Below are 12,916 nucleotides of genomic sequence, written 5' to 3' on the forward strand. Positions count from 1 at the left end.
CATGAGTCTGCAAGGTAAAGTTGCACTGGTCACTGGCGCAAGCCGTGGTATCGGCCAGGCCATCGCCCTGGAACTGGGTCGTCAGGGCGCCATCGTGATTGGCACCGCGACCTCCGCAGCGGGTGCCGAGCGCATCGCTGCAACGCTTAAAGAAAACGCAATTCAGGGCACGGGTCTGGAACTCAACGTGACCAGCGACGAATCGGTTGCGGCGGTCCTTTCGAGCATTTCCGAGCAGTTCGGTGCGCCGGCGATCCTGGTCAATAATGCCGGCATCACCCGCGATAATCTGATGATGCGCATGAAAGACGACGAATGGAACGACGTCATCGATACCAACCTGAACAGTCTGTTTCGGCTGTCCAAGGGCGTTTTGCGTGGCATGACCAAGGCGCGTTGGGGACGAATTATCAGTATTGGTTCGGTTGTGGGTGCCATGGGCAACGCAGGCCAAGTAAACTACGCAGCCGCCAAGGCAGGTCTGGAAGGTTTCAGCCGCGCATTGGCGCGTGAAGTCGGTTCGCGTTCGATTACGGTAAACTCGGTGGCCCCAGGGTTCATCGACACCGATATGACCCGTGAGCTGCCTGAAGCGCAGCGTGAATCCTTGGCGACACAGATTCCGCTGGGCCGTCTGGGGCAAGCACAAGAGATCGCGTCTGTGGTCGCTTTTCTTGCGTCCGACGGTGCGGCTTACGTTACTGGGGCTACAATCCCGGTGAACGGCGGGATGTACATGAGTTAAATGTGACGGGTTGCTTCAAAAAAATGTCATACGAGCTGTCTAAAATCCGTTATAAAGCTGCAATCTATTTATAGGCAGAGGGCTGCAGGGTTTGAGGAGTGAAGCTTTCAGTTGAAAAACCGAAAAGTCTTTCTATACACTTACCCACTGGCCAGCTGCCTGAATTTGTCCATTAGGAGTGAAAACAAGGTATGAGCACCATCGAAGAGCGCGTCAAGAAAATCGTTGCTGAGCAACTGGGCGTTAAAGAAGAAGAAGTGGTCAACACTGCTTCCTTCGTTGAAGACCTGGGTGCCGACTCCCTTGACACCGTTGAGCTGGTGATGGCTCTGGAAGAGGAATTCGAGACCGAAATCCCTGACGAAGAAGCTGAGAAGATCACTACTGTACAAGCCGCAATCGATTACGTTACTAACCACCAGGCTTAATAGCTTGTAATCGTTGCTTGCTGTCATGGAAAAACCGCACTGCCATCACGGCGTGCGGTTTTTTCTTTAGGCCTCATGCAAAGTCGTCATTAGAAAAAGGAGAGTGCTGTGTCGCGTAGACGCGTCGTAGTCACCGGTATGGGTATGTTGTCGCCACTGGGCACGGATGTGCCGAGCAGCTGGCAGGGCATTCTGGCTGGCCGCAGTGGCATTGGTCTGATCGAACACACCGACCTTTCTGCCTATTCCACCCGTTTTGGCGGCTCGGTAAAGGGCTTCAATGTCGAGGAATACCTCTCGGTCAAGGAAGCGCGCAAGCTCGACCTGTTCATTCAATACGGTCTGGCCGCAGGGTTTCAGGCTGTGCGTAACGCCGGTCTGGAAGTCACTGACGCCAACCGCGAGCGCATCGGCGTGGCCATGGGTTCGGGTATTGGCGGTTTGACCAATATCGAAGAAACCAGCCGCACGCTGCATGAGTCCGGCCCGCGTCGAATTTCACCATTCTTCGTGCCTGGCTCGATCATCAATATGATTTCCGGTTTCCTGTCCATTCATTTGGGTGCACAGGGGCCTAACTACGCCATCGCCACCGCATGTACCACCGGTACGCACTGCATCGGCATGGCGGCGCGCAACATCATGTACGACGAAGCCGACGTGATGATTGCCGGCGGTGCCGAGATGGCCGCGTGCGGTCTGGGCATGGGCGGCTTTGGTGCCTCCCGCGCACTGTCGACCCGCAACGATGAGCCGACCCGTGCCAGCCGTCCGTGGGACAAGGGCCGTGATGGCTTCGTGCTGTCCGACGGCGCCGGTGCGCTGGTGCTCGAAGAGCTGGAGCACGCCAAGGCGCGTGGCGCGACCATCTACGCCGAGCTGATCGGTTTTGGCACCAGTGGCGACGCGTTCCACATGACCTCGCCACCGGCCGACGGTGCAGGCGCTGCGCGTTGCATCACCAACGCCCTGCGCGATGCCAAGATCAATAGCGATCAAGTCCAGTACATCAACGCCCACGGCACCTCGACTTCGGCCGGCGACCTTGCTGAAGCCTGTGCGATCAAGACGGTGTTCGGCGATCACGCCTACAACCTGGCGGTCAGTTCGACCAAGTCCATGACCGGTCACCTGTTGGGTGCGGCGGGCGCGGTCGAGGCGATCTTCAGCGTGCTGGCGATCAACAGCCAAGTGGCGCCGCCGACCATCAACCTCGATGAGCCGGACGAAGGCTGCGACCTCGATTTTGTGCCGCACACTGCGCGCAACATGGACATCGACGTGGTGCTGTCCAACTCCTTCGGGTTTGGCGGGACCAACGGCTCGCTGGTGTTCCGCCGGTTCGCTGGCTGATGGACTGCTGGGTCGACGGTCAACCGGCTGACGCTCTGTCGCTGAAGGATCGCGGCCTGGCTTACGGTGATGGTCTGTTCGAGACCATTGCCGTGCGCGGTGGGCAGCCAGTGCTGCTGGAGCGCCATTTGGCGCGTCTGGCCGAGGGCTGCGCTCGTCTGGCAATCAATGCCGATCAGGCGTTGATCCGCCACGAGCTGCTGACGTATGCCGGTGCCATGGGCGCGGGTGTGCTCAAGCTCATCCTCACCCGTGGCGACGGTTTGCGCGGCTACGCCCCAGACCCATCGGCGCAGGCCCGACGCATTCTGCAAGGCAACCCTCCCGCTGTTTACCCGGCAGCGCATGCCGAGCAGGGCGTTCGCCTGTTTCCCTGCACCACACGACTTTCCCAACAACCCTTGCTTGCCGGGCTCAAACATTTGAATCGCCTGGAGCAAGTCATCGCCCGTGCCGAATGGCAAGATGCCGAACATGCCGAAGGCTTGATGCTCGATCAAGCCGGGCGCGTCATCGAAGGCGTCTTCAGCAATCTGTTCCTGGTGCGTGACGGCGTACTGATCACCGCCGATCTCAAGCGTTGCGGCGTGGCCGGGGTGATGCGCGCCGAATTATTGTTTCAGGCTGAGTCATTGGCGATCCCCACGCAAACCACGGACATCAGCCTCGATCAGCTGCAATGGGCCGATGAAGTGTTCGTCTGCAACAGCGTGTATGGCATTTGGCCGGTGCGCGCCTATGCAGCACTGAGCTGGCCGGTTGGCCCGCTCACCCGTAAACTCCAAACCATTGCCCGCGCGCTACTGGATGTTTGATACGTGAGACGTAAATTTCTGCTGCTGCTGGAAACCGGACTGGTTCTGGCAGGGCTGCTGGCTGGCGCTTCGGCCTGGAAAATCAATTCGGCGCTGCAACAACCGCTGAACATCACCCAGGAAGAACTGCTGGAAGTGCCCAAAGGCACGACACCGACCCGCACCTTCTATCGACTCGAAGCCGATGGCGTCATCAAGGACGCTTTCTGGTTGCGCGTCTATTGGCGCTTCAATCTGGCCGCAACGCCGATCCACAGTGGCGAATACCGCATGTTGCCGGGGATGACCGTCGATGGTCTGATCGATCTGTGGAAGCGCGGTGAAGTCGTGCAGTACAGCGTGACACTGGTTGAAGGCTGGAACTTCCACCAAGTCCGCGCCGCCCTGGCCAAGGACGACAAACTCAAGCAAACCCTCAACGGCCTGAACGATACGCAAGTGATGGACAAGCTCGGTCACAGCGGGATTTTCCCCGAGGGCCGCTTCTTCCCCGACACTTACAGTTTCGTGCGCGGCATGACCGACGCCGAGCTGCTGAACAAAGCCTATGAGCGCCTCGACGAAGTGCTCGCCAAGGAATGGGAAAAACGCGCCGCCGACGTGCCGTACACCGAGCCGTATCAAGCGCTGATCATGGCGTCGCTGGTCGAGAAGGAAACCGGCGTGCCGCAAGAACGCGGGCAGATTGCCGGGGTGTTCGTGCGACGGATGGCCATGGGCATGTTGCTGCAGACCGATCCGACGGTGATCTACGGCCTCGGCGACCGCTACAACGGCAAGCTGACCCGCGCTCATCTCAAGGAAGCGACGCCGTACAACACCTACATGATTTCCGGTTTGCCGCCGACACCGATTGCGATGGTTGGCCGCGAGGCGATTCATGCCGCACTGAATCCGGTGGCTGGCAACAGCTTGTATTTTGTCGCGCGCGGTGACGGCAGCCACGTGTTCTCCGATGATCTGGACGCGCACAACTCGGCGGTCCGCGAGTTTCAAATCAAGCGTCGCGCCGATTACCGCTCCAGCCCGGCCCCGGCGAGCGCGCCGGTGACGCCGGATGCCGAGACGCCGATTCCTGCAGCGTCGCCCAACACCGCGCCGGAAAGTGCGCCGCAGGTTCCGGCGCAGGAACCGACGCCTGAGCCTGCGACCCCGCCCACAGTGAATTCGGCAGAACCCGCGCAAGAATCTGCGCCGGAACCGGCTGCCTCGGCTTCGCAAAGCACGCAATGACTCTGACTAAGGACTGCCTGTGACTGGCTTGTTTATTACCCTGGAAGGCCCGGAAGGCGCCGGCAAAAGCACCAACCGCGAATACCTCGCCGAGCGCCTGCGCGCCGCTGGTATCGAAGTGTTGCTGACCCGCGAGCCAGGCGGCACGCCGCTGGCCGAGCGCATTCGTGAAGTGCTGCTGGCGCCGGTCGACGAAGTGATGAACGCCGACACCGAACTGTTGCTGGTATTTGCCGCCCGCGCCCAGCATCTGGCCGAGGTGATTCGCCCGGCGCTGGCACGCGGCGCGGTGGTGTTGTGCGATCGTTTCACCGACTCGACTTACGCCTACCAGGGCGGCGGTCGCGGTTTGTCTCTGGAGCGCATCGCCACCCTGGAAACCTTCGTCCAGGGCGACTTGCGCCCGGACCTGACGCTGATTTTCGATCTGCCGGTAGAAGTCGGCCTCGCCCGTGCCAGCGCACGCGGTCGGCTGGATCGCTTCGAACTCGAAGGTCGAGCGTTTTTCGATGCAGTGCGCAGTGCCTTCCTCAAGCGCGCTGAAGCCGATCCGGCACGTTATGTACTGGTCGATGCCGCGCAAGCGTTGCCGCAAGTCCAGCAGTCGCTGGATGCGCTGCTCCCACGTTTGCTGGAGCTGACCCGTGGCTGAGGCCTATCCGTGGCAGGACGAGCTCTGGCAGCAAATGGCCGGACGCAAGCAGCACGCGCACGCTTATTTGCTGCACGGCCCGGCCGGGATCGGCAAACGCGCCTTGGCTGAGCGGCTGATGGCGCATTTGCTGTGTCAGCGTCCGAGTGCCGCGAATGCCTGCGGCGAGTGCAAATCCTGCCTGCTGCTCAAGGCCGGCAGTCACCCGGACAATTACATCCTCGAACCGGAAGAGGCGGACAAGGCGATCAAAGTCGACCAGGTGCGTGATCTGGTTGGTTTTGTAGTGCAGACCGCGCAGATGGGCGGGCGCAAAGTGGTGTTGATCGAGCCGGTCGAGTCGATGAACGTCAACGCCGCCAACGCCTTGCTGAAAAGTCTTGAAGAGCCGTCCGGCGATACCGTGTTGCTGCTGGTGAGTCACCAGACCAGCCGTCTGCTGCCGACGATCAAGAGTCGCTGTCAGCAGCAAGCCTGTCCGCTGCCGAGCGAGGCGATGAGCCTGGCATGGCTCGCCACCGCGCTGCCGGACTGCTCGCCGGAAGAACGCGTCGAACTGCTGACCCTGGCCGCCGGTTCGCCGCTGGCCGCGCTGAAGCTGCACAAACAGGGCGTGCGCGAACAGCGCGGGCTGGTGGTCGAAGGCGTGAAGCAGTTGCTCAAGCAGCAGAAATCGCCGAGCCAATTGGCCGAGGAATGGAAAAGCATTCCGCAATTGCTGTTGTTCGATTGGTTCTGCGATTGGTCGAGCTTGATCCTGCGTTATCAATTGACCCAGGATGAGCAGGGCCTCGGCCTGACCGATATGCGCAAGGTCATTCAATACCTGGCGCAGAAGTCCGGACAAAACAAAGTGCTGGCGATTCAGGACTGGATTCTGGCCCAGCGGCAGAAAGTCATGAGCAAAGCCAACCTCAACCCGGCGTTGCTGCTGGAAGCGCTGTTGGTGCAATGGGTGTCTTTGCCCGGTCAGAAGTGATTGCAAGTGACTAGACTCTGAGAATCAGCAGTGGAGGTCAGCATGAATGAACCGCTCAATACCGGACCGCGCAACGGCATCCTGTCCCTGACCATCAAGGACAAGTCGGTGCTGTACGCCGCCTACATGCCGTTTATCAAGAACGGCGGCCTGTTCATCCCGACCAACAAAAGCTACAAGTTGGGCGACGAGGTGTTCATGTTGCTGAACCTGATGGACGAAGCGGAAAAGATTCCGGTCGCCGGCAAAGTCGCCTGGATCACCCCCAAAGGTGCCCAGGGCAACCGCGCCGCCGGCGTTGGCGTGCAGTTCAACGACGGTGACAACACCGCTCGCAGTCGAATCGAAACTCATCTGGCCGGGGCCCTCAAATCCGACCGTCCCACTCATACGATGTAAGTTGCCGCCCTTTTATGCTCGTAGATTCCCATTGTCACCTTGACCGCCTCGACCTCGCCGCCCACGACGGTTCCCTTGATGCTGCGCTGGATGCGGCCCGTGAACGCGGGGTAGGGCACTTTTTGTGCATCGGCGTCAGCGTCGACAACGCCGCCGACGTCAAAGCCCTGGCCGAGCGTTATGACGACGTTTATTGCTCGGTCGGCGTGCACCCGCTGGACGTGCAGCCCGGCGCCGCGCCTGCGCTCGACTGGCTGCTGCAAGAACTCAACCACCCGCGTGTAGTGGCGATCGGCGAAACCGGCCTTGATTATCACTACGAGCCGGAAGCGGCGGAGTTGCAGCAGGAATCCTTCCGTCTGCACCTGCAAGCCGCGCAGCAGACCGGCAAACCGGTGATCATCCACACCCGTGGCGCCCGCGCCGATACCTTGAGCCTGTTGCGCGAAGCGGCTCTGCCGCAGGCCGGCGTGTTGCATTGCTTCACCGAAGACTGGGACATGGCCAAGGCTGCGCTGGACATGGGTTATTACATTTCCCTGTCCGGGATTGTCACCTTCCGCAATGCCGACGCCTTGCGCGACGTCGCCAGCAAAGTGCCGGCCGACCGTTTGCTGGTGGAAACCGACTCGCCGTACCTGGCGCCGATCCCGCATCGGGGCAAACCGAACCTGCCGCAATATGTGCGGGAAGTGGCAGAGTTTCTCGCAATGCTGCGCGGTGAGACTTACGAGCGATTTGCCGAACAGACCACCGAAAACTTCAAGCGGCTGTTTCCGCTGGCGCATGTGAAAGGCTGAATCGCAGACAAAAAAAACCCGGGTTCTGGGGGGTGAATCCGGGTTAAGACCATTAGGAGTAAAACAAAGGTACGCGGTCCGTTGGTACCAATATCGGCGCTGCACTTGGGGGAGATGCCTCGCCGACAGTTCAAGTATTGATCAGTATTGAGCTGGCGCCAGTTTAGCCGCCGTGGTTTTTAAACAAATTTGGAATACGCGCGCTTCGGAAGAGTTCTCATCAACGGCCGAGCCTGCGCGAAATCATCAAGAAACACAGATATGGTCGGATGATCCGTGCATTTTGGCGCAAGTTAGGCATAATACGCGGCTTCGAATTTTGACCCCTACAGACCTTTTTCTTATGCATAAAGAACCTCGTAAGGTCCGTGAGTTTCGTCGCCGCGAGCAAGAAATTCTCGATACCGCGCTCAAGCTGTTCCTCGATCAGGGTGAAGACAGCGTCACCGTCGAGATGATTGCTGATGCCGTCGGTATCGGCAAAGGCACGATCTACAAGCACTTCAAATCCAAGGCCGAAATCTATCTGCGCCTGATGCTCGATTACGAGCGCGATTTGAACGAGCTGCTGCATTCGGCCGACGTCGACAAGGACAAGGAAGCGCTGTCGCGGGCCTACTTCGAATTCCGCATGCGCGATCCGCAACGTTATCGCCTGTTCGATCGCCTCGAAGAAAAAGTGGTCAAGGGCAATCAGGTGCCGGAGATGGTCGAGGAGCTGCACAAGATCCGTGCCTCGAACTTCGAACGCCTGACCCTGCTGATCAAGGGCCGAATCAGCGAAGGCAAGCTCGAAGACGTGCCGCCGTATTTCCATTACTGCGCGTCCTGGGCGCTGGTGCACGGCGCGGTTGCGCTGTATCACTCGCCGTTCTGGAGCAACGTGCTGGAAGATCAGGAAGGCTTCTTCCAGTTCCTGATGGACATCGGCGTGCGCATGGGCAACAAGCGCAAGCGTGACACCGACACGCCAAGCAGCTGAGCCATTCAGCCGGCTGATTGCGCCAATATTTCGTTACAAGGCGCAGTACCGCAGGAATATACTCAGGCTTGGGGATTGCTAAAACTTGATTTGTGAGTCAAGTTTCAGCAGTCCCGAATCTTCTCATGCCGGAGTGATCCATGATCGTTGACCGTCAAGGCAGGCGTTTTCGCAATTTGCGGATCAGCCTGACCTCAGCCTGCAACTACGCCTGTACCTACTGCGTGCCCAACGGCAAGCGGTTGGTGGCTGCGCAGGATGAGCTGTCGGCCGAGGCCATGGCGCGCGGCGTCGCGTATCTGATCGAAGCCGCTGGCATCGAGCGCTTGCGCATCACTGGCGGCGAGCCGCTGGTCAGTCCCAAACTCGAAGCGTTCATGACCGCCGTCGGCAAGATGGGCCTTGAGGACATCAGCCTGACCACCAATGGTCAACTGCTGGCAAAAAAACTGCCGCTGCTGGTCGATGCCGGGATCCGCCGCATCAACGTTTCCCTCGATACGCTGGACGCCAACGCATTTCGCAGCATTGCGCGCGGTGGCGATCTGGCGACGGTGCTCGATGGCATGCAGCAAGCTGCGGCCGTCGGGATGAAGATCAAGGTCAACATGGTGCCGTTGCGCGGGCAGAACCTCGATCAGGTGATGCCGTTGCTCGATTACTGCCTGGAACGTGGCTACGAGCTGCGTTTTATCGAGCTGATGCGCATGGGCCACTTGGCCACCGACAACAATGCTTTCCTGCAACAGTTCGTCAGCCTTCAGCAACTGCTCAGCCTGATTGGCGAGCGGCATGAATACCTGCAAGCCAATGCGCCGGTCGATGCCACAGCGGTGCGCTACGAGATTCCGGGGCATGGTTTTTTCGGGGTGATCGCCAACGAAAGCGTGCCGTTCTGCCGCACGTGTTCGCGGTTGCGCCTGTCGTCCACCGGTTGGCTGCATGGTTGCTTGTCGTCGAGCAATCGCCACTACGTCGGCGATCTGCTGGACAAACCGCGTCATCAAGCGCTGCCAGCGTTGCAGCGTTTGCTGGTGAAAGCCTTGGGCGACAAGCAGGAAGTGGCATTCTCCGGTGGCGCAACCATCATGAAAATCATCGGCGGCTGACAGGCCCATTCGCGGGCAAGCCTCGCTCCTACAGGTTAAATGCACACCCCTGTAGGAGCGAGGCTTGCCCGCGAAAGCAAGCTTCCGGTCATTTAAAAAACCACTGAATCAATGCAGTCCGGCGAGCTGGCGCGGAAGCTGCATTCAACCGCCATTCGCCGGTTTTCCGTCACCGGCTTCTGGAGGATAGGATGCGTAGCCTGGTTTTGCTGCTGGCCGTTTTGGCGCTTGGTGGCTGCATGAATGTCAGCGACATGGGCGAAGGTGTTCGCTATCACATGAGCGACGCGGGGCTGCTGGACCACAGCAACAGCCAGCGCGCGAACAACTTCCGCATTCAGCCGGACTCGTTCATTTACATCGCCCAAGGTGCTTTCGCGCCGCCGGGCAGCGCCTACCCGCGACCTAACGTGGTCGCCGAAGAAGCCTTCAACGGTTTTATCGAATATTTCCCGATGGTCCGCCGCGCGCGTGCCCCCGAGGGCCTCGACGCCGCGATGGGCGAAGCTCGCGCAGTCGGCGCGCATTACCTGCTGTACACGCGCTTCGCCAAGGCTGACGACCGCATCGGCAACTCGGACGAATGGCTCGACCAGGAAGCCGTGGATCGCCTCGGCATCGACAGCGGGATCATTCAGATCATGTTGATCGAGACCAGCACCCAGTATTTGATTGATACTGCACGCATCAAAAGTCGTGGCGGTTTACTGACGTTCCACGACACCAAGCCAGAAGACCTGCTGGGCCCGCCGCTGGAGCAATACGCTCGCAGCCTGTTGGGGCTCAGCGATCACTAAAAGGAGTACGCCATGAGTGAACCGCAAAAAGCCAACGACCTGCTGGGGCAAATCCCCAAGACCAAAGGCCTGCCGCCGGTGCACTTGTGGAACCCCGACTTCTGCGGCGACATCGACATGCGCATCGCCCGCGACGGCACCTGGTATTACCTGGGCACGCCGATCGGGCGCAAGCCGATGGTCAAACTGTTCTCCACCATCATTCGCCGCGACGGCGATGATTATTTCCTGATCACCCCGGTCGAGAAAGTCGGGATCAAAGTCGACGACGCGCCGTTTGTGGCGATTGCCGTCGAGGTCGAAGGCGAGGGCGAAGCGCAGGTGTTGCGCTTCACCACCAACGTCGACGAAACCACCGAGGCGGGCGTTGAACACCCGATCCGCGTGGTGACTGATCCGCTGACCCAAGAGCCCGCGCCTTACGTGCATGTGCGCAGCAACCTCGAAGCGCTGATCCACCGCAATGTTTTCTACCAGTTGGTCGAATTGGCGGTAAGCCGTGAAATCGACGGCCAGCGCTGGTTGGGCGTGTGGAGTGGCGGCGAATTCTTCCCTATCGGTCTCGAACCCTGAGTGAATCCACATGTGGGAGCGAGCAAGCTCGCTGCCACACTGTTTTTGCGTCGGGCTAAAAATTCAATTTGACACTCAATCGTATGATGATTAGCGTAAGCCTCCATCGCGAACGGCTTTTGGCCGTCTCCTCATTGAGGTTTTCATGTCCAGCAGCTTTCACGCGTCGACGGTCGATTGGCTAGGCTGCTGGATTGCGGCCGGCCAAGTGAAGCCCGGCGAAACCATCAAGGTTGAGGCCGACCTCGGCGAGCAGCTCGGGGTCAGCCGCACGGTCATTCGTGAAGCGATCAAAACCCTGGTCGCCAAAGGCCTGCTCGAAGTCGGGCCGAAGGTCGGCACGCGGGTGCTGCCGGTGCGCCGCTGGAACCTGTTTGATCCGCAAGTGGTTGGCTGGCTGTCGCGCAGTGGCCTGCCGGAAAACTTCGTCGACGACTTGCTCGACCTGCGCCGCACCATCGAACCAATGGCAGTGCGCTGGGCCTGCGAGCGCGCCACGGTCGAACAAGTCCAAGCCATCCTTCAGGCCTACAACGCGCTGGAGCGGGCGGTCGACAGCGACGCCGATTACAACCGCGCCGACCAGCTCTTCCACGAGTGCATCCTCGCCGCCAGCCACAACCAATTCATCGAACAAATGGTCCCGGCCCTCGGCGCGCTGCTGGCGGTGTCGTTTGAAGTTTCCGCCGCCGATCCGGATGAACTGCGTCGCACATTACCTATCCATAAAGACATGGCCGACGCCATCGCCGCCCGGGATGCCGCGCGGGGTGTGTGGGCCTGCATGACCCTGATCGACAACGCAGATTTGGCGATCAAACGTTTCTACCCGCAAGTCATGGCCGACAAAAAGGCCAGCTGACACCAAAGAACCTTGTGGGAGCGAGCTTGCTCGCGATTGGGCCGTGACATTCAATATCAAATTTGCCTGTTACACCGCCATCGCGAGCAAGCCCGCTCCCACATGAACAGCGAAGGAATTTCCATGAGTTGGACTGCCGTTACCGAACACCGCGCCCAGCTCGGCGAAGGCCCGTTCTGGGATGTGCCGACGCAGGCGCTGTACTGGGTCGACATCGCCGGCAAGCAAGCCTTGCGCCTGATCGGCGCCAACGTGCAGATCTGGCAAATGCCCGAGCACGTGTCCGCGTTCATCCCGTGCGAAAGCGGCGATGCGCTGGTGACCCTGAGCAGCGGCGTCTATCGCCTCGACCTTGATTCCCCGGGCCTCGAACCGCGCCTGACCTTGCTCTGCGTCGCCGACCCGCAACCCGGCAATCGCCCCAACGAAGCCCGTTGCGACGCACAAGGCCGGCTCTGGCTCGGGACCATGCAAAACAACATCGGCGAGAACGGTGAAGACTTGCCGATCGAACGCCGCTCCGGCGGCCTGTTCCGCATCGACCGCGATGCGCGGGTCACGCCGTTGCTGCGCGGCTTGGGCATTCCCAACACCTTGTTGTGGAGCGACGACGAAACCCGGCTGCACTTCGCCGACAGCCTCGACGCCACGCTGTATCAGCATTTCATTCGCAGCGATGGCAGCCTCGAACCGGGCCGGCACTGGTTCGGCACGCACGAGCGCGGCGGCCCGGACGGTTCGGCGATGGATGCACAAGGTTATCTGTGGAATGCGCGGTGGGACGGCAGTTGCCTGCTGAGGATCAGTCCGCAAGGGCTGGTTGATCGGGTGATCGAATTGCCGGTCAGCCGCCCGACCAGTTGCGTTTTTGGCGGCGAAGACCTGCAAACCCTGTACGTCACCAGCGCTGCCAGCCCGCTCGATCATCCTCTGGATGGCGCGCTGTTAGCGCTGCGCGTCGATGTACCGGGAAAAGTCTGTACGAGGTTTGCTGGCTAAATCCCAAAATATGGGATGTAAAATTATATATTGAGATTATTTGGCGGTCGGGTTTATAGTCGGCTCCATTGTTGACCAGCTCTACTTCAAATCAGTTACACGCACTCACACTTAAAAAAACAAAACAGGTGAAGTGATGCAGCGATTTTCAGAACAGTTTTGCGACCGGGCATCGTTAGATGTCCGCGTT

General features: G+C 59.8%; 15 protein-coding genes. All 15 read left to right on the plus strand.

What is annotated here, in order from left to right:
- The first annotated feature begins 1 nt into the window (after position 1).
- The 15 genes from fabG (at position 2) to BLU01_RS21555 (ending at position 12,726) form a co-directional block, all read left to right on the plus strand.
- Positions 2–745, plus strand: a complete 744-nt coding sequence (gene fabG, locus BLU01_RS21485; protein ID WP_092279268.1) for a 3-oxoacyl-ACP reductase FabG — start codon at positions 2–4, stop codon at positions 743–745.
- Positions 746–936: 191 nt separating this feature from the next.
- Positions 937–1,173 carry an acyl carrier protein gene (acpP, locus tag BLU01_RS21490; protein WP_003442511.1) on the plus strand — a complete coding sequence of 79 codons (237 nt, stop codon included), beginning with the start codon at positions 937–939 and terminating at the stop codon, positions 1,171–1,173.
- A 108-nt stretch (positions 1,174–1,281) separates the two neighbouring features.
- Positions 1,282–2,526 carry a beta-ketoacyl-ACP synthase II gene (fabF, locus tag BLU01_RS21495; RefSeq protein ID WP_092279270.1) on the plus strand — a complete coding sequence of 415 codons (1,245 nt, stop codon included), beginning with the start codon at positions 1,282–1,284 and terminating at the stop codon, positions 2,524–2,526.
- Entirely contained in the window at positions 2,526–3,341 is an 816-nt protein-coding gene (gene pabC, locus BLU01_RS21500) for an aminodeoxychorismate lyase (protein WP_092279272.1), read from the plus strand. Before fabF ends, pabC begins: the two co-directional genes overlap by 1 nt.
- 3 nt (positions 3,342–3,344) lie before the next feature.
- On the plus strand, positions 3,345–4,574 hold the full coding sequence (gene mltG / locus BLU01_RS21505; protein ID WP_092279274.1) for an endolytic transglycosylase MltG: 1,230 nt from the start codon (positions 3,345–3,347) through the stop codon (positions 4,572–4,574).
- A gap of 19 nt (positions 4,575–4,593) precedes the next feature.
- Positions 4,594–5,226: a dTMP kinase gene (tmk, locus tag BLU01_RS21510; protein ID WP_092279276.1), complete on the plus strand. Its 633-nt coding sequence runs from the start codon at positions 4,594–4,596 to the stop codon at positions 5,224–5,226.
- Positions 5,219–6,205 carry a DNA polymerase III subunit delta' gene (locus BLU01_RS21515; RefSeq protein ID WP_092279278.1) on the plus strand — a complete coding sequence of 329 codons (987 nt, stop codon included), beginning with the start codon at positions 5,219–5,221 and terminating at the stop codon, positions 6,203–6,205. The genes tmk and BLU01_RS21515 overlap by 8 nt, the downstream gene beginning before the upstream one ends.
- A gap of 42 nt (positions 6,206–6,247) precedes the next feature.
- On the plus strand, positions 6,248–6,604 hold the full coding sequence (locus tag BLU01_RS21520) for a PilZ domain-containing protein (RefSeq protein WP_092279280.1): 357 nt from the start codon (positions 6,248–6,250) through the stop codon (positions 6,602–6,604).
- A 14-nt stretch (positions 6,605–6,618) separates the two neighbouring features.
- A complete protein-coding gene (locus BLU01_RS21525) occupies positions 6,619–7,404 on the plus strand; it encodes a TatD family hydrolase (protein WP_092279282.1) in 786 nt (261 codons plus the stop codon).
- A gap of 343 nt (positions 7,405–7,747) precedes the next feature.
- The gene (locus BLU01_RS21530) at positions 7,748–8,386 is read left to right on the plus strand and encodes a TetR/AcrR family transcriptional regulator (RefSeq protein ID WP_008152317.1); all 639 of its coding nucleotides are present in this window, start codon (positions 7,748–7,750) and stop codon (positions 8,384–8,386) included.
- Positions 8,387–8,526: 140 nt separating this feature from the next.
- Positions 8,527–9,495 carry a GTP 3',8-cyclase MoaA gene (locus BLU01_RS21535; protein WP_092279284.1) on the plus strand — a complete coding sequence of 323 codons (969 nt, stop codon included), beginning with the start codon at positions 8,527–8,529 and terminating at the stop codon, positions 9,493–9,495.
- 191 nt (positions 9,496–9,686) lie between these two features.
- Positions 9,687–10,292 (plus strand): DUF4823 domain-containing protein, encoded by a 606-nt coding sequence (locus tag BLU01_RS21540; RefSeq protein WP_092279286.1) that lies wholly within the window; start codon positions 9,687–9,689, stop codon positions 10,290–10,292.
- A gap of 12 nt (positions 10,293–10,304) precedes the next feature.
- Entirely contained in the window at positions 10,305–10,865 is a 561-nt protein-coding gene (locus BLU01_RS21545; protein ID WP_092279288.1) for a DUF1285 domain-containing protein, read from the plus strand.
- A gap of 145 nt (positions 10,866–11,010) precedes the next feature.
- The gene (locus tag BLU01_RS21550) at positions 11,011–11,727 is read left to right on the plus strand and encodes a FadR/GntR family transcriptional regulator (protein WP_092279290.1); all 717 of its coding nucleotides are present in this window, start codon (positions 11,011–11,013) and stop codon (positions 11,725–11,727) included.
- Positions 11,728–11,850: 123 nt separating this feature from the next.
- On the plus strand, positions 11,851–12,726 hold the full coding sequence (locus BLU01_RS21555; protein ID WP_092279292.1) for an SMP-30/gluconolactonase/LRE family protein: 876 nt from the start codon (positions 11,851–11,853) through the stop codon (positions 12,724–12,726).
- The last annotated feature ends 190 nt before the right edge of the window (positions 12,727–12,916 follow it).

It is taken from the genome of Pseudomonas prosekii (genome assembly GCF_900105155.1).
Taxonomy (GTDB): domain Bacteria; phylum Pseudomonadota; class Gammaproteobacteria; order Pseudomonadales; family Pseudomonadaceae; genus Aquipseudomonas; species Aquipseudomonas prosekii.

Excerpts from the sequence above, each read along its gene's own strand:
- fabG (WP_092279268.1), top strand. The coding sequence starts at position 2 with ATGAGTCTGCAAGGTAAAGTTGCACTGGTCACTGGCGCAAGCCGTGGT.
- acpP (WP_003442511.1), top strand. The coding sequence starts at position 937 with ATGAGCACCATCGAAGAGCGCGTCAAGAAAATCGTTGCTGAGCAACTG.
- pabC (WP_092279272.1), top strand. The coding sequence starts at position 2,526 with ATGGACTGCTGGGTCGACGGTCAACCGGCTGACGCTCTGTCGCTGAAG.
- BLU01_RS21520 (WP_092279280.1), top strand. The coding sequence starts at position 6,248 with ATGAATGAACCGCTCAATACCGGACCGCGCAACGGCATCCTGTCCCTG.
- BLU01_RS21525 (WP_092279282.1), top strand. The coding sequence starts at position 6,619 with ATGCTCGTAGATTCCCATTGTCACCTTGACCGCCTCGACCTCGCCGCC.
- BLU01_RS21530 (WP_008152317.1), top strand. The coding sequence starts at position 7,748 with ATGCATAAAGAACCTCGTAAGGTCCGTGAGTTTCGTCGCCGCGAGCAA.
- BLU01_RS21535 (WP_092279284.1), top strand. The coding sequence starts at position 8,527 with ATGATCGTTGACCGTCAAGGCAGGCGTTTTCGCAATTTGCGGATCAGC.
- BLU01_RS21540 (WP_092279286.1), top strand. The coding sequence starts at position 9,687 with ATGCGTAGCCTGGTTTTGCTGCTGGCCGTTTTGGCGCTTGGTGGCTGC.
- BLU01_RS21545 (WP_092279288.1), top strand. The coding sequence starts at position 10,305 with ATGAGTGAACCGCAAAAAGCCAACGACCTGCTGGGGCAAATCCCCAAG.
- BLU01_RS21550 (WP_092279290.1), top strand. The coding sequence starts at position 11,011 with ATGTCCAGCAGCTTTCACGCGTCGACGGTCGATTGGCTAGGCTGCTGG.
- BLU01_RS21555 (WP_092279292.1), top strand. The coding sequence starts at position 11,851 with ATGAGTTGGACTGCCGTTACCGAACACCGCGCCCAGCTCGGCGAAGGC.